The organism is Methylobacterium sp. D53M, from assembly GCF_053345625.1.
Genome location: NZ_JBKFAL010000007.1, coordinates 195,828 through 219,235 on the forward strand (window position 1 = coordinate 195,828; position 23,408 = coordinate 219,235).

Sequence of the window (23,408 nt, forward strand, 5' to 3'; positions counted from 1 at the left end):
GGCGGCCCGCCGCCCGCGCCCCGGCCGGGTCCCCCGCCGGTCCCGTCAGACTCGACCGATGAGGCAGCGACGCGATGATCGATCGCAGCGACCCGCAATGGTACCGTGACGCCATCATCTACCAGATCCACGTCAAGTCGTTCTTCGACTCGAACAACGACGGGATCGGGGATTTCGAGGGTCTGACCCAGCGCCTCGACTACGTGCGCGATCTCGGCGTGACGGCGATCTGGCTGATGCCGTTCTATCCCTCGCCGCTGCGCGATGACGGCTACGACATCGCCGATTACCGGGACATCAACCCGTCCTACGGGACCATGGAGGACTTCAAGGCCTTCGTGGAGGCGGCGCACGAGCGGGGTCTGCGGGTCATCACCGAGCTCGTCATCAACCACACCTCGGACCAGCACCCCTGGTTCCAGGCCGCCCGCGAGGCCCCTCCCGGCTCGCCCGAGCGCGACTTCTACGTCTGGTCGGACACCGACGAGCCGTACAAGGACACGCGGATCATCTTCCTCGACACCGAGGCGTCGAACTGGACCTGGGACCCGGTCGCCAAGCAGTATTTCTGGCACCGGTTCTACAGTCACCAGCCGGATCTCAACTTCGACAACCCGAAGGTGCTGGAAGCGGTCATCGACGTGATGCGCTACTGGCTCGACATGGGCGTCGACGGCCTGCGGCTCGACGCGATCCCCTACCTGATCGAGCGCGACGGCACGAACTGCGAGAACCTCGCCGAGACCCACGACGTCATCAAGGCGATCCGCGCCGCGCTGGACGCGAGCTACCCCGACCGGATGCTGCTCGCCGAGGCCAACCAGTGGCCCGAGGAGACCGCGCAGTATTTCGGCGACGGCGACGAGTGCCACATGGCCTTCCACTTCCCGCTGATGCCGCGGATGTACATGGCGATCGCCCGGGAGGACCGGCACCCGATCACCGACATCATGCGCCAGACCCCGGAGATCCCGGAGGGCTGCCAGTGGGCGATCTTCCTGCGCAACCACGATGAGCTGACGCTCGAGATGGTCACGGCCGAGGAGCGTGACTACCTCTGGTCGTTCTACGCCGCCGAGCGGCGGGCCCGGATCAACCTCGGCATCCGCCGACGCCTCGCGCCGCTCCTCGAGAACGACCGGCGCAAGATCGAGCTGATGAAGTCCCTCGTCCTGTCGATGCCCGGCACGCCGGTGCTCTACTACGGCGACGAGGTCGGCATGGGCGACAACATCTACCTCGGCGACCGCGACGGCGTGCGCACGCCGATGCAGTGGTCGCCCGACCGGAACGGCGGCTTCTCGCGGGCGAACCCGCAGAAGCTGTTCCTGCCGGCGATCCAGGACCCGATCTACGGGTTCGACGCGATCAACGTCGAGGCGCAGACCCAGGCCCAGACGAGCCTGCTGAACTGGACGCGGCGCATGATCGCGATCCGCAACAACAGCGTCGCGCTGGGGCGCGGCACCATCCAGTTCCTGTACCCGTCGAACCGGAAGGTGCTCGCCTGGATCCGCGAGCACGAGGACGAGCGGATCCTGTGCGTGGCGAACCTGTCGCGCGCGCCGCAGGCGGTGCAGCTCGACCTGTCGGAGCTGCGCACCGCGGTGCCAATCGAGCTGACCGGCGGCACCGAGTTCCCGCCGATCGGCGACCTGCCCTACCTGCTGACCCTGCCGTCCTACGGCTTCTACTGGTTCTCCTTGAGCGCCGCCCGGTCGGGGGTGATCGGCCCGCAGCAGGAGCCGCCCGAGCTGTTCACCCTCGTGCTCACCGGCGGGATCGAGACCCTGATGAGCGGGCGCGAGCGCGTCGCCTTCGAGCGCACCGTGGTGCCGCCGTTCCTGACGAGCCGGCGCTGGTTCGGCGCCAAGGGCTCGCGGATCAAGGCCACGAAGGTCGTCGACTGCGCCGCCCTGAAGGACGTCGACGGCAGCGCGCGCTTCCTGCTGCCGCGGCTGCAGGTGCAGCTCGCCAGCGGCGAGACCCAGGAATACTTCGTGCCCGTGGGCGTCGAGGAGGGCCGCGAGGACGAGACCCTCATGCCCTTCGCGGTGGCGCGGGTGCGCCGGGGGCCGCGCACCGGCCTGCTCTACGGGGCGGCCGGCTCCAACGACTTCGCCGCCTGCCTGATCGACGACATGCGGCAGGCCCGCGAGATCCCCACGGAGACCGGGCGGCTCGTCTTCGCCGTCACCTCGGCCTTCGACCCGGACGTCACGGTCGACGTGGCCGACATCCGCCGGCTCTCGGGCGAGCAGAGCAACACCTCGATCGCCATCGGCTCGAAGATGATGCTCAAGCTGCTGCGCCGCCTGCAGCCGGGCCTGCACCCCGAGATCGAGGTCGGCCGCTTCCTCACCGAGCAGGCGGGGTTCTCGAACACCCCCGCCCTGCTCGGCACCCTGGAGCACGTCGCCGAGGACGGCACCCGGACCGCCCTGGCGGTCCTGCAGAAGTTCGTGATGAACCAGGGCGACGCCTGGACCCTGATGCTGGAGGGCCTGCGCCGGGACTTCGAGACCGTGGTGCTCACGCCCGAGAGCGAGGCCGCGACCCCCGAGGAGGCGTTCCAGGCCCACCGGCCCTGGGCCGACCTGCTCGGCCGGCGCACCGCCGAGCTGCACGCGGCGCTCGCCATCGAGACCGACGACCCGGCCTTCGCAGCCGAGCCGTTCACCGGGGACGACCTCGCCGTGCTGGCGCGCGACGCCCGCCACCAGGCCGAGCGCGCCTTCCGGGCGCTCAAGGGCCTCGCCGACCGCGGCCTCGACGCCGGCAAGCCGGCCTGCGCGGAGCTCGCCCAGCGCCGGGGCGAGGTCGAGGCGCTGATCGCCGCGCTCACCGAAGCGCCGGTCCGGGGCGCCCACAAGACCCGCATCCACGGCGACTACCACCTGGGCCAGGTGCTGGTCGCCGAGAACGACCTGATCATCGTCGATTTCGAGGGCGAGCCCTCGCGGCCGGCCGACGAGCGCCGGGCCAAGTCGATGCCCCTGCGGGACGTCGCCGGGCTGATGCGCTCCTTCGCGTACGGCGCCGAGACGGTGATCCGGGAGATCACCGCGCGGTTCGCCGATTCCGAGGAGCGGGCGCGGGACGCGGCGACCGCGTGGCGCGGCATGATCGAGGCGGCGTTCCTCGCCGGCTACGAGACGGCGGTCGAGGGCTCCCGGGCGGCGGTGACCGATTCGGAGAGCCGGACCCGTCTGCTGCGCCTCTGCCTGCTGACCAAGGCGCTCTACGAGGTCGACTACGAGGCCAACAACCGGCCGGACTGGATCGAAATCCCCGCCCGTGGGGTTCTCACCATTCTGGACACGGACGGACACGAGCCCGGAGCATCTGAATGACGGCGATCGACGAGACCTTCGCACGACGGGCCGACCCGGGCGCGGGGACGGCGCGGACCGCGGATGTCCCGGGCTCCGGCGCCGCGCAGCCGCCGAGCGTCCACCCGGACGCGATCGCCGCGCTGATGGCCGCCAACCACGGCGACCCCTTCGCGGTGCTCGGGCCCCACAGGGTCGGGCCGAAGGCCTGGGAGGTGCGCGCCGTGCTGCCCGAGGCGCGGGCCGCCACCCTGGTGATGGACGGCCGCACCGCGCCCTTCGAGAAGCGCCATCCGGACGGGTTCTGGGTCGCCAAGGTCGAGGGCGAGCACCGGCCGCTCTACGAGATCGAGGTCGAGTCCTGGGACGGGACGAAGCGGCGCCGCTACGACCCCTACGGCTTCGGCTCCTCGATCGAGCAGTACGACGTGGCGGCGCTCCGCGAGGTCGGCACCAACCTCGTCTACCGGATGCTCGGCGCCCAGTCGGGGCAGCTCGACGGCATCGACGGCTTCCGCTTCGCCGTCTGGGCGCCCAACGCCCGCAAGGTCAGCGTCGTCGGCGACTTCAACGACTGGGACGGGCGGCGCCACCCGATGCGCCTCTGGCAGGACGGCGGCATCTGGGAGCTGTTCGTGCCGGGCCTCAAGGCCGGCGTGCGCTACAAGTTCGAGATCCGCGGCCCCGACGGATCCCTGGTCCCGCTCAAGGCCGACCCGGTCGCCTTCGCGGCCCAGCACCCGCCGGAGACCGCCTCGGTCACCCACGGGTCGAGCGACTTCGACTGGCGCGATTCCGGCTGGATGAGCACCCGCGGCGCCAAGGACCCGCGCCACGCGGCGATCTCGGTCTACGAGGTCCATCTCGGCTCCTGGGCGCGGGTGCCCGAGGAGGGCAACCGCTACCTCACCTACAAGGAACTCGGCGACCGGCTGATCCCCTACGTCAAGGATCTGGGCTTCACCCATATCGAGATGCTGCCGATCACCGAGTTCCCGTTCGACGGGTCCTGGGGCTACCAGCCGGTCTCGCTGTTCGCGCCGACGAGCCGCTTCGGAAGCCCTGAGGACTTCGCCGCCTTCGTGGACGCGGCCCACGAGGCCGGAATCGGCGTGCTGCTCGACTGGGTGCCGGGCCACTTCCCGCTCGACGCCCACGGGCTAGGCCTGTTCGACGGCACCCACCTCTACGAGCACGCCGACCCGCGCCAGGGCTTCCACCAGGACTGGGGCACCTACATCTACAATTTCGGGCGGACCGAGGTCGCGACCTTTCTCGCCGCCAACGCCCGGTTCTGGCTGGAGCACTACCACCTCGACGGCCTGCGCGTCGATGCCGTCGCGTCGATGCTCTACCTCGACTACTCGCGCCGCCAGGGCGAGTGGATCCCGAACCGCTATGGCGGCAACGAGAACCTCGACGCCATCGACTTCCTGCGCAAGACCAACGAGGCGACCTACAGCCACGCCCCGGGGACGATCACGGTGGCGGAGGAATCGACCTCCTGGCCGGGCGTCTCGCACCCGACCTACACGGGCGGCCTCGGCTTCGGCTTCAAGTGGAACATGGGCTGGATGCACGACACCCTGCATTTCATGCAGGAGGATCCGATCCATCGCCGCTACCACCACCACAACCTGACCTTCGGGCTGCTCTACGCCTTCTCGGAGAATTTCATCCTGCCGCTCTCCCACGACGAGGTCGTGCACGGGAAGGGCTCGCTGCTCGGCAAGATGCCGGGCGACCGCTGGCAGAAATTCGCGAATCTCCGGGCCTATTACGGCTTCATGTGGGGGCATCCCGGCAAGAAGCTGCTGTTCATGGGCGGCGAGTTCGGCCAGGAGCGGGAGTGGAACCACGACAACAGCCTGGACTGGCACCTCCTGGACGATCCCCTGCACAAGGGCGTCCAGAGCGTGATCCGCGACCTGAACCGGCTCTACGTCTCGACCCCGGCCCTCTACGGCCGCGACGTCGAGCATACCGGCTTCCAGTGGCTGGTGGCGGACGACCAGGACAACAGCGTCATCGCCTGGGCCCGCAAGGGTGCCAAGCCCGGCGAGGTGGCGATCGTGGTGTCGAACTTCACGCCGGTGCCGCGCGAGGGCTACCGGATCGGCGTGCCGCAGGCGGGTTTCTATCGCGAGGCGTTCAACTCGGATGCCGGGGTCTACGGTGGGTCCAACCTGGGCAACCAGGGCGGCCGCCACACCGACGATCAGGCGAGCCACGGCCAGGGTCAGAGCCTGTCGCTGACCCTGCCGCCGCTCGCCACGATGATCTTCCTGCTGGAGGGGTGAGGAGACTTTCGCCTTCGCCCAGGCGTCACCGCGTCGTCCCGGGGCCGCGCAGCGGAGCCCGGGATCCAGGCCCGCCGGCGGTCAAGGTCCGCACCGACGGCGGTCCGGGTTGCCCCCCTCCGGCATATCCGTCCGGGTCCGGCTGCGACGCCCCGGGACGACGGGCGCGGTGAAGCGGCGCGAGGGGAAGCGCCCGCGCCGTTGGCAGAGATGATCTGACCCGACCGGACCTCCCCGCCCCGCAGGGGGCCCGCGAGAAGTCCCTACGCGGCTCGCCAGCGCAGCCCGACGCTGTTGCCGATGGCCCGGCCGTAGAGCCCGGCATAGTTCTCGGCGGCCCGGTCCCAGCCGAAATGGGCCGCCATGGCCCGCCGCCGCATGGCGTTGAGGCGCTTCTTCTGGCCGAAGGCCTCCAGCGCCCGCCGCACCGCCGCCCCGAAGGAGGCGGCCGAGGCTTCCCCGAAGGTGAAGCCCGTCACGCCGTCCTCGACCGTGTCGGCGAGGCCGCCGGTCCGGCGCACGATCGGCAGGGAGCCGAAGCGCTGCGCGTACATCTGGGCGAGGCCGCAGGGCTCGAAGCGCGAGGGCATCAGCAGGAAGTCGCTGCCGGCGAACATCCGCCGGGCCTGCGCCTCCTCGAAGCCGACATGCACGCCGACCGCGTTGGGATGGCGCTGGGCGAGGCCGCGGAGCGCCTGCTCGAACCGGCCCTCGCCCTGGCCGATCACCACGAGCTGGCCGCCCCCGGCCACGATGGTCTCGGCCGCCTGCAGGCTCAGGTCGATGCCCTTCTGGTGCACGAGGCGCGACACGATGGCGAAGAGAGGCCCGCGGGAGACCGCGAGGCCGAATTGCTGGCGCACCGCCTCGGTGTTGGCGCGCTTGCCCTTCCAGTCGTCGATCTCGAAGCGCGTGGCGAGGTGCGGGTCGGTGGTCGGATCCCAGCTCTCGTCGATGCCGTTCAGGATGCCGGCGAGCCGGCCCTGGCCGGCGCGGGTGCGCAGCAGCCCGTCGAGGCCGCAGCCCAGCTCGGGCGTCTGGATCTCCCGCGCGTAGGTCTCGCTCACCGTGGTGACCTGCGAGGCGTAGAAGATGCCGGCCTTCAGGAAGGAGAGCTGTCCGTAGAACTCGGCGCCGTCGACCTGGAAGGCCGCGTCCGGCACGCCGAGCCGGGGCAGGGCGTCCCGGGGGAACAGGCCCTGGTAGGCGAGGTTGTGGATGGTCAGCACGCTCGGGACCCGCCGGCCGCGCCACGCGAGATAGGCCGGCGCCAGGGCCGCCTGCCAGTCGTTGAGGTGCAGGAGGTCGGCCGCCCAGTCGGGATCGGCGCCGGTGGCGAGGTCCGCCGCCGCGAGGCTGAGGCGGGCGAAGCGCAGGTCGTTGTCGCCGAAATCGCCGTGCTGGTCGCCGTAGGGCGTGCCGTCGCGCTCGTAGAGGTCGGGGCTGAGCAGGACGTAGATCCGCAGGCCGTCGGCCGCCTCGACCAAGCCGAGGTCGCAGGCGGGAATGCCCGCGAAGCCCTCGAGGCGGGCGACGACCGGGATCTCCGGGAAGGCGGCCCGGACCTGCCGGTAGCCCGGGATCAGGACGCGGATGTCGTAGTGCGGGACCAGGGCCCGGGGCAGGGCGGCCGAGACCTCGCCGAGGCCGCCGGTCTTCACGAAATCCGCCATCTCGGGCGTCGCGTAGAGGATGCGGCGGCGCAGCGAGGCCGGCCGGGCCGGAACCGGTACGGGACCGACGCCGTTCCTCTCGCCGGACGACCACTCGGCGAAGGGACCACCACGGCGCGCATCGAGCATCAGCATTGATCCTGGCCGGGCGGAATGCCCCGGTCTGGCAGTCGACCGGGCAGGCACGGCTGTCACGATCTCAACCACGGCCAATGCTCCTTCGCCGCGACGGTTCCGTTGCGACGCACAAAATAGGCCACCGTGGTGATTAAGCGTCACTTACCTATGTGGCATCGCAGCGAGAAATCGCGCCGCCACGGCGGATTTCGGCCGCTGGATACAGATCTTCGGCCCGGAACGACGGCGCCCGGCGTAACCGGACGGGTCCCGCACGTCCGTCTTCGCCCGATCGGCGGTGCCCGCCGAGCCCCTGATTCGGTCCCCGGCCTGACGGGTGCCGGAGCCGGGGCGGCCTCGCGTCACCCGGCGCGGCGCAGAATCACCCCCTCGGCGGGCTCCAGCGCGAGGGTGAGGCCGGCCGGCTCGCCCGCGCGCCCCGGACGGGTCGAGAGCAGCACGGTCCAGGCCCCCTCGGGGAGCGGCAGGTCCTGCGACGCCGCGCCGAAATTCAGGAGCACGCGCAGGACGTCCCCGTCGGCGAAGCGCTCGTAGGCGAACACCTCGGCGATCCCGAGCGGCACCTCGCGGTAGCCGCCCACGGCGAGCGCCGCGTGGTCGCGGCGCAGGGCGAGCAGCCGCCGGTGCAGGGTGAGCATCGAGCCCGGGTCCGAGCGCTGGCTCTCGACGTTGCAGGCGGCCCAATCCGCCGCCAGCGGCAGCCAGGGCTCGGCCGTGGAGAAGCCCGCCTGCGGACTGTCGTCCCACTGCATCGGCGTGCGCTCCGGGTCGCGGCCGTGCCCGGGCTCGTTGTGCTCCCAGGGATCCCGGGCGCGGTCCGCGGGAATCGGCACGTGGCCGAGGCCGATCTCGTCGCCGTAGTAGAGGGTCGGCGTGCCCCGAAGGGTCAGCAGCAGCATCGCGGCGATGCGGGCCTGCGCCGGCCCGACCCGCGCGGCGATGCGCGGCTGGTCGTGGTTGCCCAGCACCCAGTTCGGCCAGCCGCCCTCGGGCAGGGCCGCCTCGTACTGCGCCACGAGGTCGGCCACCGCGTCGGCCCGCCACGGGGTCTGGATCAGCTGGAAATTGAACGGTAGGTCGGCCCCGGTCAGGTCCGGGCCGTAATAGGCGACCAGCCGCTCCACCGGCAGGTAGATCTCGCCGATCAGCACGCGCTCGCCGTACTGGCGCAGCACCGCCCGCATCCCGGCGATCACGTCGAAGATCTCGGGCCGGTCGGCGGAGTAGACCTGGGTGAAGCGGTTGATCTCGGGCGAGCCCGGCGCGTAGTCGGGATTGGCCGGGTTGTCGCGGAATCCCGCATCCTTCATCAGGTGCCAGATCACGTCGACCCGGAACCCGTCGACTCCGCGCTCCAGCCAGAAGCGGAGCACGTCGTGCATGGCCGCCCGCACCGCGGGGTTCCGCCAGTTCAGGTCCGGCTGCTCCGCCAGGAAGGCGTGGTAGTAGTACTGGCCGGTGGTCTCATCCAGCGTCCAGGCCGGGCCGCCGAAGTTCGACAGCCAGTTGTTGGGCGGGCCGCCGCCGGGCGCCGGGTCGCGCCAGATGTACCAGTCCCGCTTCGGGCTCGCGCGCGACGACCGGCTCTCGGAGAACCAGGGATGCGCGATCGAGGAGTGGTTCGGCACGAAGTCGAGGATCACCTTCAGCCGACGCCGATGGGCCTCCGCCACGAGGGCGTCGAAATCGGCCAGCGTGCCGAACAGCGGGTCGATCCCGCAGTAATCCGCCACGTCGTAGCCGAAATCGGCCATGGGCGAGGGGTAGACCGGCGAGATCCACACGGCGTCGACCCCTAGCCATGCGAGGTAGTCCAGCCGCGCCGTGATGCCCGGCAGGTCGCCGACCCCGTCGCCGTTCGTGTCCTGAAAGGAGCGCGGATAGACTTGGTAGACGGTCCCGCGCTTCCACCAGACGGTGTCGGTCATGCTGCGCCCCTCGCATCGGCGGCCCACGCTTAACCGCTGACCCGCGCCCTGGCGACCGGCGATGGTTGCGCTCAGAGCGCGCGCCGCGCGCGGCACGCCCCGGGCCAGCGTCGTCCAGGGAATGGCTGCGGCCCCCAAAACCTGTGCGCATGCCCCTCACGCAGGGCGACGCCGCGCGGCTGTGCCTGGAATGTCACGCCGCCCTGCCATATCTCCTCCGGCGTGCCCGTGCACTCCGCCGGAGCGGCGCTGCCACGACTTCGCCGGAAGCCGACCGCATCGTCGGACGCTTCGGGGCACGGATCGCTTGTCCGTTCATGCGGCGGCAATCCATCAAAAGAGATAATCCGCCCACGATACCCCCGGCGCTAGAATCCGGGGCGACGACTTTGGGGGACCCGCACGTGTTGAACGATGTTCTGACCCGGCCTGTGCCACAAGATGTCTCGCGCGACGAGCGCGCAACCGAGGCGCCCGCCTCGGCCGCCTGGACCGCCCCGGCGCTGTCCGGCAGCGGCGACGCGGTGGTGGACCTGCGCGAGGCGATCCGCGCCAAGCTCACCTTCACGCTCGGCCGCACGCCCGAGACCGCCCGCCCGCGCGACTGGTTCGCCGCGACGGCGCTGGCCCTGCGCGAGCGGATCGTGGCCGCCGCGCTGGCCTCCGAGCGGAGCGTGCCGAACAAGCGCGTCTACTACCTGTCGCTGGAATTCCTGATCGGCCGGCTGATGTCGGACGCGCTGAACAATCTCGGCCTCACCGAGACGACCCGCGGCGCGCTCCGGGAGCTCGGGATCGATCTGGACGCCGTGCAGGAGGCCGAGCCCGACGCGGCGCTGGGCAATGGCGGCCTCGGGCGGCTCGCCGCCTGCTTCATGGAGAGCATGGCCAGCATCGGCATCCCGGCCATGGGCTACGGCATCCGCTACGACCACGGCCTGTTCCGCCAGTCCTTCGAGGACGGCTGGCAGCGCGAGGCGCCGGAGACCTGGCTGGCCGAGGGCAACCCCTGGGAATTCGCCCGGCCCGAGGCGACCTACGCGATCGGCTTCGGCGGCACCGTCACGCTGTCCTCGCCGGAGGAGGGCGTGATCCGGCGCCACTGGCAGCCGGCCGAGACCGTGCGGGCGGTGGCCCACGACGTGCCGGTGGTCGGCTGGCGCGGCCGCCACGTCAACGGCCTGCGCCTCTGGAAGGCCGAAGCCGGCGAGCCCGTCGACCTCGCCCGCTTCAACGGCGGCGACCATGTCGGCGCGGTCGCGGCGCGGATGCGCGCCGAGGCGATCTCGCGGGTGCTCTACCCGAGCGATTCCTCGGCCGAGGGCCAGGAGCTGCGCCTGCGCCAGGAATACTTCTTCACCGCGGCCTCGATCCAGGATCTCGTGGCCCGCCACGTGGCCGAGCGCGGCGACGTCCGGTCCCTGCCGGACCACGCGGCGATCCAGCTCAACGACACGCACCCGGCCATCGCGGTGCCGGAGCTGATGCGCGTCCTCCTCGACGTCTACGGCCTCTCCTGGGAGGACGCGTGGCACGTCACCACGCACACGCTGCACTACACGAACCACACCCTCCTGCCCGAGGCCCTGGAGACCTGGCCGGTGGAGCTGATGGAGCGGCTGCTGCCGCGCCACATGCAGATCATCTACCTGATCAACTGGATGCACCTGGAGGAGCAGGCCAAGCACGGCCGCCAGGGATCGGCGGATGCCGCGGCCTACCTCGCGTCGATCTCGCTGATCGACGAGTCGCACGGGCGGCGGGTCCGGATGGGGCACCTCGCCTTCCACGGCGCGCGCCGGGTCAACGGCGTCTCGGCCCTGCACACCGACCTGATGCGCTCGACGGTCTTCTCCGACCTGCACGCGCTGGATCCGGACAAGATCGTCAACAAGACCAACGGCATCACCTTCCGCCGCTGGTTCCACAACGCCAATCCCGGTCTCACCCGGCTCGCCGTGGAGACGGTGGGCGCGGGCGTGCTCGACAATCCCGAGCTGCTCCGGGGCCTGGAGGCCCACGCCGAGGATCCGGCCTTCGTGGCGCGCTACGCGGCCGTGCGCCGGGAGCGCAAGGAGGCCCTGGCGGCGATCATCGCCGAGCGCACCGGCATCGACGTCGATCCGGCCGCTTTGTTCGACATCCAGGTCAAGCGCATCCACGAGTACAAGCGCCAGCTCCTCAACGTGGTCGAGACCGTGGCGCTCTACCAGGCGATCAAGGCCGAGCCGCACCGGGACTGGACGCCCCGGGTGAAGATCTTCGCCGGCAAGGCGGCGCCGAGCTACGTCCAGGCCAAGCTGATCATCAAGCTCGCCTGCGACGTCGCCAAGGCGGTGAACGACGATCCCGAGGTCGCGGACCGGCTGAAGGTGGTGTTCCTGCCGAACTACTCGGTGAGCCTCGCCGAATCGATCATCCCGGCCGCCGACCTGTCCGAGCAGATCTCCACCGCCGGCATGGAGGCCTCGGGCACCGGCAACATGAAGTTCGCCCTCAACGGCGCGCTCACGGTGGGGACCCTCGACGGCGCCAACATCGAGATCCGCGACCATGTCGGGGCGGACAACATCTTCATCTTCGGCCTGGAGGCCGACGGCGTCCGCGCCCGGCAGGCCGAGCCGGACTACGCGGCCCGGGCGATCCAGGCCTCGCCGCGGCTGGCCGCCGCCCTCGACATGATCGCCTCGGGACGGTTCTCGCCGGAGGAGCCGGGCCGGTTCCGGCCGCTCACCGACGACCTGCGCCGGCGCGACCAGTACCTGCTCACCGCCGATTTCGACGATTACTGGCGGGTGCAGCGGTCGATCGACGCCGCGTGGCGCGATCCCCGCGGCTGGTGGGCGAAGGCGATCCGCAACACCGCCCGCATGGCGTGGTTCTCCTCCGATCGCGCCATGCGCGAGTACGCCGAGGAGATCTGGCGGGTCCGCCTGGGCTGAGCCGCCACCGGCCCGCTCCCGCGCGGGAGCGGGCCGCGCGCCGCCCTCAGGCTGCGCGCACGTCGGCCAGGAACCGCCCGACCTCCGCCGAGAGCCCCTCGGACTGACGGGACAGGGCGGTGGCGGCCGTGAGCACGTGGTCGGCCGCGACCCCCGTCCGCTCGGAGGCCTCGGCCACCCCGGCGATGGTGCCGGTCACCTCCGCGGCGCCCCGCGTTGCCTGGGCGATGGTGCGCACGATCTCCTGGGTCGCGGCGCCCTGCTCCTCCACGGCCGCGGCGATCGCGATCGCCACCCCGTTGATTTCGCGGATCCGGTCGATGATCGCGCCGATGGCGCCGACCGCGGATCCGGTCACGCCCTGGATCCGGCCGATCTGCGCGGCGATCCCGTCGGTCGCCCGCGCGGTCTTCTCGGCCAGGGCCTTCACCTCGCCCGCCACGACCGCGAAGCCGCGGCCGGCCTCGCCGGCCCGCGCCGCCTCGATGGTGGCGTTGAGGGCCAGCAGGTTGGTCTGCTCGGCGATGGACGCGATCAGCCGCACCACCTCGCCGATCTCGGAGGCCGCCTGCCGCAACTCGGCCACGAGCCCGGCGGTTTGATCGGCCTCGCCGACCGCCTGCTGGGCGAGTTCGGACGAGCCGCCCGCCTGACGGCCGATCGCCTGGATGGCGCTGCCGAGCCGCTCGGTCGCGGCCGCCACCGCGCCGATGTTGACCGCCGCAGCCTCGGCCGCCAGCGCCACCGCGCCGGACTGGCTGGCCGTCTCCTGGGCGGTCGCGGTCATCTGGTGGGCGGTGCCTTCGAGTTCGCCCGCGGCGGTCGAGACCCGGTCCACGATCCTGGCCACCGCCGCCTCGAAGGTCCGGGCGAGGCCCATCGTGGCCTCCTTGCGGGCCGCGGCCGCGGCGGCGTCCGCGCGCCGCCGGCCCTCGGCTTCCGCCTCGGCGTTGCGGATGATCAAGCTCCGGATCGCCTCGACCGCCCGGCCGACCGCTCCGATCTCGTCGCCGCGCCGCGCCTCCGGGATCGTGGCCGCGCCGTCGCCCTGCGCCATGCGCCGCAGCGCGGCGACGAGGCGGTGGAGCGGCCGCGTGACACCGACCACGACGATGGCCGCGGAGAGTCCCAGGGCGACGAGCAGGCCCGCCACCGTGGCGCCGATCAGGACCGACCGGGCCTGCTCGGCCCCCTGCTGCGTGGCGATCTTCGCCTCGCCGAGGCGGGCCGCCGCCGCCGCCTCGTACGCCTGGGCCGCGCGATCGAACTGCGCCCGGACCTCCCGGCTGGCGACCACGCCGACCTGGATCGCCGCCGGCCGGTCATTCCGGAGCGCGAGGTAGTTGGAGCGGTCGAGCAGGTCGAAATAGTCCCGGGCGACCGTGCCGATCTGGTGCTGCAGAGCCGCGATCTCCGCGCGCCGCGAGCCCTGTTCCAGCGTCTCGATGCCGTCGGCCACGGCCTTGACGGAGGCGTCGTAGCGCTTGCGGAAGAGGGGGATGTCGCCTTTCGGCTCGCCGATGATGAGATTGCGGTTCATGAGCGCCGCATCGACGAATTTTTCGCGGACACGTGAGAAGATCTCGAGCCTCACGAAATAGTAATCCACCAAAAATCTATCTCTCTCCTCGATCGCTCTGAGTTCTCTGAGCGAGTACGCGGCAGAGGCGGCGCACACGATCACCATGAACAAGAGCGGCGCGGACATTTTTACATGCAGGTTCGCATCGCGCAGGATCCGCATTCCGTTCGATCTCCGCCGGCGTCACCGGCACAGCTTATCACACGCTACGAACAGGAAGCCACGATCGATCAGATCACTCTTCGCGCGCATGAGTACGCGAACCGATACAGAGACTGAATTGATAATTACAGAGATCGATAAATCGAATGCCATAATGGTGCGTTATTCAAACGCTCGTGCCTGCATGACTATGCCCGAACGGGGCCGGGGTCAGGCGCCTCGGACGAGCCCGAGCCGCAACCCGACGCGGCGCAGGCCGCGCCGCAGCCGGTGAAGCTGGCGGGCGGCGCGCGGGGCGAGGCCGAGTCTGCGCCGGCAGACGACGTGCGACACGCGCCCGATCCGCGGGCCCGGATCCGGCGCGCCCTTGCGCAGGGCGATGTCCGGGCGCTCCGCCGACTGCGCGATCGTCAGCGCGCGCGCCGCCGGGAGAGTCACGCTGCGGAACATCGCGCGCGTGTAGTAGGAAAACTCGTCGTAGGCGATGAGGGTCCGCGCCCGCCCGGTCGCCGGGTCCTCGACCGTCAGCGTGCCCGCCCGCGGCCCGTAGGTCACGAGGAGCCCGATCACGTCGCGGGGGCGCCCCAGGGGAACGGCGACGCGCGTGCCCTCCGGGATCTCCAGGAAGTCCAGCGGGATGCCGTTGCGGCGCAGGGCGAACCCGCAGGTCAGGCCGGGGAGGGCGCGCAGCGGCAAGACCTCGAACCGGCCCGGCAGGGTCCGGAACCGGTCGATATAGGCCCGCCCCGGCGGCGGCGCGCGCAGGAAGCTGTAGACCAGGGTGCCGTAGAGGTCGGCGCCCGCCGGCGTGACGTGGGTCGCGTCCTTCAGCAGGTAGGTGATGTCGCCCGCGCCCGCGGCCGCCACCGGGGCGGCGATGTCCAGATAGGGGATCCCGTAGAGGGCGCGGTACTCCGCCAGCAGGCCGGCGACGGGCTCGGCCGCGTAGTCGACGCCGCCCTGGTGGAGGTTGAGGAAGGCGACGGGCAGGTCCCGCCGGGCGGTCGCCGCGAGGATGTCGTCGAGATAGGCCCGCATCGTCGCGCCGTCGAAGTAGCGGACGTTGCCGGTGAACAGCTCGAGGAGGACGCGGTCGCAGGGGATCGCGTCCAGGATCTCGTCGATCAGCGCGGCGATGGAGGGCAGGGAATGGCCGCCCCAGCCGCTGCGGAGGAACGTGACCGGGCGCCCCTCGGCCTCGGCCAGGGCGTTGGCCCGCTCGACGTAGCCCGGCAGCTCCGTGACGCTGTAGCCGAGGCAGAGGACGCGGACCATCGGGGCTCGGATCGGACTCGGATCGGGCTCGGGATCGGCCCCGTGCGGCCGGCCCGGCGCCGGTAGCAGCCGGGCGCCGCCGCGTCGAGGCGACGCCGGTCAGTCGATCACGATCGGGTAGCAGCGGGCGCCCACCGCGGCGGCGAGCACCTGCACGGCGCCGACCGTCGAGTGGTCGCCCGCCACGTGGACCACGTCGGTGGCGCGCAGGCTCGGCAGGTGGGCGCTGAGCGGGCCGGAGCGCACGTCCGGCGGCCGCTGGCGGCCGCGATCGGCGCAGAGCACGATCCGGCCGACGCCGGTGCGGCGCAGCCAGTCCAGGCTCTCGCGCATGTAGAGGTCCAGGGCGTCGCGGGCGCCGACGGCCAGGGCCATCTCGCGGGCGGGCTCGACGTAGCGGGCCGCCCGGGCGATCGCCCAGATCGCGCCGAAGCCGGCGCCGGCCGCCACCAGCACGAGCCGGCCGCCCCCGGGGCGGTACTGCCCCCGGCCGACGGGGCCCTTGAGACGCACCGGCTGGTCGAGGCGGAGCCCGTCGAGGGGATCGCCCTCGGGGTCGCGGGCGACGTGGAACACCACGTCGTTGATCTCGGTCGTGCCGTCGAGCCGCATGGTCGGGGACAGCGTCCGCGTCGGCAGACCCGCGAAGGTCACCAGTGCCTGGTGGCCGGGCTCGCCGGTCGGGCGCCGGGTCAGGGTCGCGACGATCTCGAGGATGCCGGGACTGAGCCGGCGGATCTCCGTGACCGTGCCCTTGCGGACGGCGACCGGCGGCGGCGGCGCCTCCTCCTGGCCCTGGATCGGGGCGCCGGGGAGGGCCGGGCGCAGGGCCTCGGCCCGGGCCCGGCGGGCCGGATGGCGGCGGCCGGACGGCGCCGCGCTGCCCTGAGCGATCCCCTGAGCGATCCCCTGGCCGGCGAGCAGGTTGCCGGACTGCGCCTGCAGCGGCGCGATCATGCCCTCGGCCAGCGCCGCCTCCAGCGGCGTGTCGCCGGTCGAGACGCGGACCGACCGACCGTTGACGACGAGCGAGCAGCGCGCCCCCATGGCTCTCCCCCGCATGCCCTGGTGACGGATCAGCGGGCGCGGATCAGGAGCGAGTCGACCAGGGCCGCCCAGCGCTCGCGGGTCGCGCGGACATCGTCGGTCGGGGCCGATTCGGTCAGGAGCTGGCGCTGCGCCCGCAGCGACTCGACCTCCTGCCGCTGGGCCCGGAGCACCGCCTTCATCACCTGCAGCTCGGTCTCGAGGCGGGCGATCGCGTCGGCCTCGTCCCGCGCCTCCGCGTCGTCCGCGGCCTCGTCGGCATAGGCGTCGGCGAACGCGTCGACGCGGCGCGGGTCGCGGAGGGGCATCCGGGTCCGGACCTGCTGCTCCAGCCGGACCGGCCGGGCCATCAGGCGGCGCACGAGGTCCGAGCCGCCCGCCTGCTGGTAACGCCGTGCCGCCTCGGCCATCCGACCCATCCCCATCGCGGGCGCTGGAGGGCCCGTCTATCAACAGGAGCTTGATCGGACATGGTTAAGGCAGACTTAAACCGATCCGCGACTTTCGCCGGATCGGGTCCTGGGAGCAGCCCTCAGGCCGCTTCCGGGGCGGCCCCGACGATCTGGCGGGCCTGCAGCATGGTCATCGGCTCGCCGAAGGCCGGGCCGAGGGCGTACTCGCAGCCGAGACCGGCGAGCGCCTGGGCGTCGGCCTCGGACTCGCAGCCCTCCGCCACGATGGCGAGGTTCAGCTCGCTCGCCATGCGCACGATGGAGCGGAGGATCGCGGTCTGCCCGGTGCCGATCTGGCGCACGAAGGTCGCGTCGACCTTGATCGTGTCGAACGGGAAGCGCTGGAGATAGGAGAGGGCCGAGTAGCCGGTGCCGAAATCCGACAGGCACAGGCCGGCGCCGAGGTCGTGGATCCGCGCCAGCATCTGGGCGGCGTATTCCGGGTTCTCCATCACGAGGCTCTCGCTGAATTCCAGCTTGAGCGAGCCGGGCAGGGCCCCGGAGCGGGCCAGCACGGTCTTCACGTCGTGCAGGAGGTCGTGGCGCAGGAGCTGGCGCGAGGACAGGTTGCAGGCCGCGAAGATCGGCGGCTCGACCTCCAGGGAGCGCTGCCACGCCGCGAGTTCGAGAGCCGTGCGCTCCAGGGCGAAGATGCCGAGATTGACCACGAAGCCGCTCTCCTCGGCGAGCGGCAGGAAGGTCGAGGCGGGGATGCGCCCGAGCTTCGGGTGGTCCCAGCGCAGCACGGTCTCGAACCCCGCCACGGTGCGGTCCTCGAGCCGCACCACCGGCAGGAACAGCACCCGCATCTCGTTGCGCTCGATCGCCTTGCGCAGGTCGCTCTCCAGCATCAGCCGGTCCGAGCGGTCGGTGCGCATGTGAGCGCGGAACACCTCGATCCGGTCGCCGCCGTTGCGCTTGGCCTGGATCATGGCGATCTCGGCGCTCTTGAACACCTCGTCGCGCTTCAGGTTGGCGCCGGCCTCGTAGAGGGCGAGGCCGATCGAGACGGTCAGGAAGATCTCGCGGTCGGCGTAGGTGATCGGCGTGGCGATCGCCCGGCGGATCATCTCGGCGAAGGCCAGGATCCGGTCCGGGTCGCGCTCGGAGAGCAGGATCACCGCGAACTCGTCGCCGGCGACCCGGGCCAGCGTGTCCTGCGGCCGCAGCAGGCGGCCGAGGCGCCGCGACAGGGTCAGCAGGATCGAGTCGCCCGCCGACAGGCCGATCGCGTCGTTGATGCCCTTGAACCGGTCGACGTCGAGGACGATCACGGTGGGCTTGAGGCGCTGGTCCTGGCCGGCGAAGGCCAGAGCCGCGTCGAGGCGGTCGCCGAACAATTCGCGGTTCGGCAGGCCGGTGAGGCTGTCGTGCACGGCGTCGTGGAGCAGGCGCTCCTCGGCGGTCTTGATCTCGGTGACGTCCGCGATGGTGCCGACCACCCGGATCACCTCGCCGTCGGCGCCGATCACCGGCCGCGCCTTCAGGCGGTACCAGAAGAACGTGCCGGCCTCCGAGCGCAGGCGGAAATCGTGGACGATGCGGCCGCGCCGCTCCTCGATCACCGTGTCGAGGGCGGCCGAGTAGCGCTCCACGTCGAAGGGGTGGAGCGCGCCCAGCCAGTTGGTGGCCGGCCCCTCCAGGGTGCCGCGGGCGAGGCCGAGCTGGCCCTCGATCTCAGGGCCGACGAAGACCCGGTCGGCGGGCACGTCCCAGTCGAACACCACGTCGCCGGCGCCGGTCAGCGCCAGCGCCCGCCGCTCCGTGTCGGAGACCAGGGTGTGGCTGAGGCCGCCGCCCGCGAAGGCGTGCTGGAGCACCGTGAAGCCGATCAGCATCACGATCAGCACGAGGCCGCCGATCAGGGCCGGCTGCACGAGGTCGCTGCCGATCTGGCCGGTGACCGCGAAGCCCGCCGCCGTCACCCAGACGACGAGCATGAGCCAGGTCGGCACCAGCAGGATCGCCCGGTCGTAGCCGTTATGGGCGGCGAGGTAGACGATCAGCAGCAGGCCGATCCCGGCCACCGCGGCGATCGAGATCCGCGCCACGCCCGCCGCCACCGGCGGGTCGAACACCGCGAGCCCGACGAGGCCCGCCAGGAAGGCGAGCCAGAAGAACGCCACGTGGCTGTAGCGCACGTGCCAGCGGGCGAGGTTGAGATAGGCGAACAGGAAGACCAGCAGCGTCGCCCCGAGCACCGCCTCCGCGGAGGCCCGGTAGACCCGCTCGGCGAGCTCGGTGACCGGGAACACCCGCTGCAGGAAGCCGAAATCGATGCAGGCATAGGCCAGCACCGACCACGCGAGCGCGGCGGCGGCCGGGAAGATGATCGCGCCCTTGACCACGAACACGATGGTCAGGAACAGGGCCAGCAGGCCGCTGATCCCGATGATGATGCCCTTGTAGAGGGTCAGGCCGGCGGTCTTGCGGCGGTAGGCGTCCTGGTCCCAGAGGCGCAGCTGGGGGACGTTGGAGCCACGCAGCTCGGCCACGTAAGTGACGGTGGCGCCGGGATCGAGCGTGATGGTGAACTGGTCGGCCTCCGGGTTCTCGTCCCGCTCGGGCCGGATGCCCTGGCTCGCCGTGATGGCGGCGATGCGCGAGCCGCCGAGATCGGGCCAGATCACCCCGGAATCGACCAGCCGGAAATGCGGGGCGACCAGGATGCGGTCGATCTGCTCGTCGGTGTCGTTGGTGAGCGCGAACACGATCCAGTCGGGCCGGGCGCCGGCGTCGCGCGCCTTCACGACGATGCGCCGGACGATGCCGTCCTTGCCGGGCGCCGTGGAGATCTGGATCAGGTCGCCGTCGGAGCGGTAGCGCTCGATCGCGGTGGTCAGGTCGATCACCGGCGCGTCGAGGGTGACGCGGACCGCCTCCACGGCCTGGGCGGGCGCGCTCGCGGCGAGCGTGAGCGCGAGGGCACCGACGAGACCGCCGACCAGGGTCAGGAGGAGGGCGAGGATGCGCAAGGGTGTCTTGACTTCCGGCCGTGCGAGCTTCGGCATCGGCCGCCCGGGCGGCCTCGATCGATAGGCGCGGACCTGACCTGGGGCAAGGTCGCCCCGGGGCCGGTCCACCGCCCGCGGATCGCGCCCCTTTGCGGCCAAATCAAGTTGGGCGGGGCGGGGGCCGGCCGTTGCGGGGGGCTCCGCTCGCAAAGACGGTGGCGCGGCGACCGACCGAAGCTGCCCTACGCTCCCCTGAGCGCGCCCGCGATCCTGTCGAGGGCGGGCAGCTTGCGGATCGGGCCGATCGCCGCCAGCGTCGGCGTGCCCCGCAGCATCGCGGCCGCCGCGGCGCGGACGTCCTCGACCGTGACGGCATCGACCTTGTCGATCACCTCCCCGGCGGGAATCACCCGGCCCCAGGCCAGGATCTGGCGGGCGTTGCGCTCGATGCGCCCGCCCGGCGTCTCCAGGGCCGAGAGCAGCGAGACCTTCAGCTGCGCCTTGGCGCGGGCGATCTCGGTGGCGTCGAGGTCGCGGGCCGCCCGGGCGGTGGCCGCCAGGGTCACGTCGACGAGCTCGGGCAGGTCCGCCCCGGCGGTGCCGGCGCCGATTCCGAACAGGCCGCAATCGGAGAAGGGCCAGTGGAAGGCCTGGATCTCGTAGGCGAGGCCGCGGGTCTCGCGCACCTCCTGCCAGAGCCGCGAGGTCAGGCCGCCGCCCAGCACCTGCGCGAACATGTGGAGCGCGTAGTAGCGGTCGTCCCGGAAGGAGAGGCCCGGCAGGCCGATCACCACGTTGGCCTGCTCGAGCTTGCGCGGCATCCGCCGCTCGCCGCCGCCGTAGATTCCCGGCACCGAGGCGGGGGCGGTCTTGGCCGGCAGAGCGCCGAAATGGCGCTCGGCCGCCGCCACGATCGCCTCGTGGGTCACGGCCCCGGCGCCGGCCACGACGATGCGGTCCGGCGTGTATTCCCGGTCGAGATAGGCGCGGATCCCGGCCTCGTCGAAGCTCCGGATCGTCTCGGGCCGCCCGAGGATCGGCCGGCCGACCGGCTGGTCCGGGAAGGCCGCCTCCGTGAAGGCGTCGTAGACCACGTCGTCCGGCGTGTCCTCGACGGCGGCGTATTCCTGCAGGATGACGCCTTTCTCCCGGGCGAGCTCGCCCGCGTCGAACACCGAGTCGGTGAGGATGTCGCCGATCACGTCGAGGGCGAGGCCGGCATCCTCGCCGAGCACCCGGGCGGTGTAGCTCGTCCCCTCCGTGGAGGTTGCGGCGTTGATCTCGCCGCCGACATTCTCGATCTCTTCCGCGATCTTCTGCGCCGACCGGGTGCGGGTGCCCTTGAAGGCCATGTGCTCGATGAGGTGGGACAGGCCCGCCTCGTCGGCCCGCTCGTTGCGCGAGCCGGCGCCGACCCAGACGCCGAGGCTCGCGGTGGCGACCCCGGGCATCGGCTCGGTCACCACCGTGACGCCGTTCGGAAGCCGCGTGGTGCGCAGGGACGGCGAGGCGGCGTGGGTGGAGAAATGCTGGTTCATCGACGGCTCGTCGCGGAGGGGGCCGGATGCGGCGCGGGTCCCCGCTCCCGCACGGGAGAGGGGGCGCGTCGCGTGACGCGCGCCGGGCTCACGCACCCCTCGTGATGCGGGCGCGCTCGCGGATGAGCGCCTCCAGGGCGGCCTGGTCGTTGGCGACCCGGGTCAGGCGCTCGGGCCGGTCCATCAGGTCGGCGAGGTGCGGGGGCAGGGCGGGGCGCAGGCCGCCGGTCGCCCGGGCGACCGCGTCCGGGAACTTCGCGGGATGCGCGGTGGCGAGCGCCACCACGGGGGTCGCCGGGTCCCGCTCCAGGAGCCGCCGCCCGGCCCGGACGCCGATGGCGCTGTGGGGATCGAGCACCACGCCGGTGGCGGCCTGGGTCAGGGCGATCTCCGCCATGACGTCGGGCTCCGGCACCGCCACGGCGTCGAACTCTGACCGCACCGTCGCCAGCACCTCGGGGCTCAGCGAGAACCCGCCGGACTGCTTCAGACCGGCCATCAGCCGCGACAGGGACGCGGCGTCGCGCCCCAGCGCCTCGAACAGCAGCCGCTCGAAGTTCGACGAGATCTGGATGTCCATGGAGGGCGAGGTGGTGGGGACCACGCCGCGCAGCTCGTAGGCGCCGTGCTCCAGGGTCCGCACCAGGATGTCGTTGGCGTTGGTGCCGATCATCAGCCGCTCGACCGGCAGACCCATCTGCTTGGCGACCCAGCCGGCGAGCACGTCGCCGAAATTGCCGGTCGGCACCGCGAAGGAGACCGGGCGGTGGGGGGAGCCCAGCGCCACGGCGCTGGTGAAGTAGTAGACCGCCTGCGCCGCGACCCGGGCCCAGTTGATCGAGTTGACGCCCGACAGCCGCACCGCGTCGGCGAAATCGGCGTGCTGGAACAGGGCTTTGACGAGGTTCTGGCAATCGTCGAAGGTGCCGTCGACGGCCAGCGCGTGGACGTTCTGCGCCGGCACCGAGGTCATCTGCCGCCGCTGCACCTCCGAGACCCGCCCGTGCGGGTAGAGGATGAACACGTCGACCCGGTCGAGGCCGCCGAAGGCCTCCACGGCGGCGGAGCCCGTGTCGCCCGAGGTCGCGCCCACGATGGTGGCGCGGGCGCCGCGCTCGGCCAGGACGTGGTCCATCAGCCGCCCGAGCAGCTGCATCGCCACGTCCTTGAAGGCGAGCGTCGGCCCGTGGAAGAGCTCCAGCAGGAACAGGTTGTCGTCGAGCTGGGTCAGCGGGCAGACCGCCGGGTGGCGGAACGTCGCATAGGCCGCGTCGATCATCCGGTCGAGGTCCAGACCGGCGACGTCGCCGTCGATCAGCGGGCGCAGCACCCTTTTGGCGGCCTCCGCGTAGGGCCGGCCCGCCAGGTCGGCGATCTCCGAACGGCCGATCTGCGGCCAGGTCTGCGGCACGTAGAGCCCGCCGTCGCGGGCGAGGCCCGCCAGGAGCGCGTCCGAGAACGAGAGCGGCGCGGCCGCGCCGCGAGTCGAGACGTGGAGCACGGGGTCCTCCGAGGGAAGGCGCCCCCTCTACACGATGCCGGCGGACCTGTCGAAAGCCGAGCGCCGCCGCTCTGGCTGCCGGGCGCGCACGGGGCGGGGCCGGCGGTTTAACCGGGGCTGAACGGGCCGGTTCAGGGCCGGTTGCCCGGCCGCGTCCTAGAGCCGGACCGCCCCGCGGCCCTGAGCCGCCGGGGCGGATCCCGTCTCGGAGAGAGCCGACATGACCCGAATCATCGCCCTCGCGGGCGTCGCGGCACTGCTGTCCGGCACCGTCGCCTTCGCGCAGGCCCCGCCGCCGCCCGGCGGCCCGAGGCCCGGCCCCGAGGCCGGCGCGCCACCCCCGCCCCCCGGCGACCCGCGCCGCGGTCCCGGCCCGGACGGCCCCCCGCCGCCTCCGCCCCCACCTCCGCCGTCGCGGGCCGCCCACATCGTGCTGGAGCGCGGCGACGCGCGGGTCGACGTGAAGTGCGCCGACGACGACACGACCAAGGCCTGCGCCGACGTCACCCTGCAGATGCTCGAGAAGCTCGGGACGTTCCGGCCCTGAGCTCGGCCTCCGCGCCCGCCGTGCCGGCGGCGGGTGC

The 23,408-nt window shown here is 72.0% G+C and carries 13 protein-coding genes; 4 read left to right on the forward strand and 9 right to left on the reverse strand.

The genetic code is table 11. The features are described 5' to 3' along the window. Nucleotides 1-74: 74 nt before the first annotated feature. Nucleotides 75-3,353, forward strand: coding sequence for a maltose alpha-D-glucosyltransferase (gene treS, locus ACLBYG_RS13665; protein ID WP_447681791.1), 3,279 nt, complete (start codon nucleotides 75-77; stop codon nucleotides 3,351-3,353). Then, nucleotides 3,350-5,632, forward strand: coding sequence for a 1,4-alpha-glucan branching protein GlgB (glgB, locus tag ACLBYG_RS13670; RefSeq protein ID WP_447681792.1), 2,283 nt, complete (start codon nucleotides 3,350-3,352; stop codon nucleotides 5,630-5,632). The genes treS and glgB overlap by 4 nt, the downstream gene beginning before the upstream one ends. Before the next feature lie 263 nt (nucleotides 5,633-5,895). On the opposite strand, the gene glgA is transcribed toward glgB, so the two are convergent. Together glgA and ACLBYG_RS13680 are read right to left on the reverse strand one after the other, a co-directional pair. Continuing rightward, the gene (gene glgA, locus ACLBYG_RS13675; protein WP_447681793.1) at nucleotides 5,896-7,434 is read right to left on the reverse strand and encodes a glycogen synthase GlgA; all 1,539 of its coding nucleotides are present in this window, start codon (nucleotides 7,432-7,434) and stop codon (nucleotides 5,896-5,898) included. Nucleotides 7,435-7,784: 350 nt separating this feature from the next. Continuing rightward, nucleotides 7,785-9,371 (reverse strand): alpha-amylase family glycosyl hydrolase, encoded by a 1,587-nt coding sequence (locus ACLBYG_RS13680; protein WP_447681794.1) that lies wholly within the window; start codon nucleotides 9,369-9,371, stop codon nucleotides 7,785-7,787. Nucleotides 9,372-9,775: 404 nt separating this feature from the next. Between ACLBYG_RS13680 and ACLBYG_RS13685 the strand changes: the two genes are divergently transcribed. After that, nucleotides 9,776-12,313 carry a glycogen/starch/alpha-glucan phosphorylase gene (locus tag ACLBYG_RS13685; protein ID WP_447681795.1) on the forward strand — a complete coding sequence of 846 codons (2,538 nt, stop codon included), beginning with the start codon at nucleotides 9,776-9,778 and terminating at the stop codon, nucleotides 12,311-12,313. A 46-nt stretch (nucleotides 12,314-12,359) separates the two neighbouring features. Here the strand turns inward: ACLBYG_RS13685 and ACLBYG_RS13690 are convergent, their stop codons facing one another. From ACLBYG_RS13690 to thrC, 7 genes are all read right to left on the reverse strand, one after another. After that, nucleotides 12,360-14,057 (reverse strand): methyl-accepting chemotaxis protein, encoded by a 1,698-nt coding sequence (locus tag ACLBYG_RS13690; RefSeq protein WP_447681796.1) that lies wholly within the window; start codon nucleotides 14,055-14,057, stop codon nucleotides 12,360-12,362. A 210-nt stretch (nucleotides 14,058-14,267) separates the two neighbouring features. Beyond that, nucleotides 14,268-15,332 carry an SGNH/GDSL hydrolase family protein gene (locus ACLBYG_RS13695; RefSeq protein ID WP_447681797.1) on the reverse strand — a complete coding sequence of 355 codons (1,065 nt, stop codon included), beginning with the start codon at nucleotides 15,330-15,332 and terminating at the stop codon, nucleotides 14,268-14,270. Nucleotides 15,333-15,431: 99 nt separating this feature from the next. Then, nucleotides 15,432-16,379, reverse strand: coding sequence for a ferredoxin--NAD(+) reductase (locus tag ACLBYG_RS13700; RefSeq protein WP_447681798.1), 948 nt, complete (start codon nucleotides 16,377-16,379; stop codon nucleotides 15,432-15,434). A gap of 29 nt (nucleotides 16,380-16,408) precedes the next feature. After that, complete coding sequence (locus ACLBYG_RS13705) at nucleotides 16,409-16,789, reverse strand: hypothetical protein (RefSeq protein ID WP_447681799.1); 381 nt, start codon at nucleotides 16,787-16,789, stop codon at nucleotides 16,409-16,411. Between the two features lie 122 nt (nucleotides 16,790-16,911). After that, entirely contained in the window at nucleotides 16,912-19,842 is a 2,931-nt protein-coding gene (locus tag ACLBYG_RS13710) for an EAL domain-containing protein (protein WP_447681800.1), read from the reverse strand. A 185-nt stretch (nucleotides 19,843-20,027) separates the two neighbouring features. Further along, nucleotides 20,028-21,323 (reverse strand): M16 family metallopeptidase, encoded by a 1,296-nt coding sequence (locus tag ACLBYG_RS13715; protein ID WP_447681801.1) that lies wholly within the window; start codon nucleotides 21,321-21,323, stop codon nucleotides 20,028-20,030. Between the two features lie 88 nt (nucleotides 21,324-21,411). Continuing rightward, nucleotides 21,412-22,824, reverse strand: a complete 1,413-nt coding sequence (gene thrC, locus ACLBYG_RS13720) for a threonine synthase (RefSeq protein ID WP_447681802.1) — start codon at nucleotides 22,822-22,824, stop codon at nucleotides 21,412-21,414. Nucleotides 22,825-23,044: 220 nt separating this feature from the next. Between thrC and ACLBYG_RS13725 the strand changes: the two genes are divergently transcribed. Beyond that, nucleotides 23,045-23,371 carry a hypothetical protein gene (locus tag ACLBYG_RS13725; RefSeq protein WP_447681803.1) on the forward strand — a complete coding sequence of 109 codons (327 nt, stop codon included), beginning with the start codon at nucleotides 23,045-23,047 and terminating at the stop codon, nucleotides 23,369-23,371. The last annotated feature ends 37 nt before the right edge of the window (nucleotides 23,372-23,408 follow it).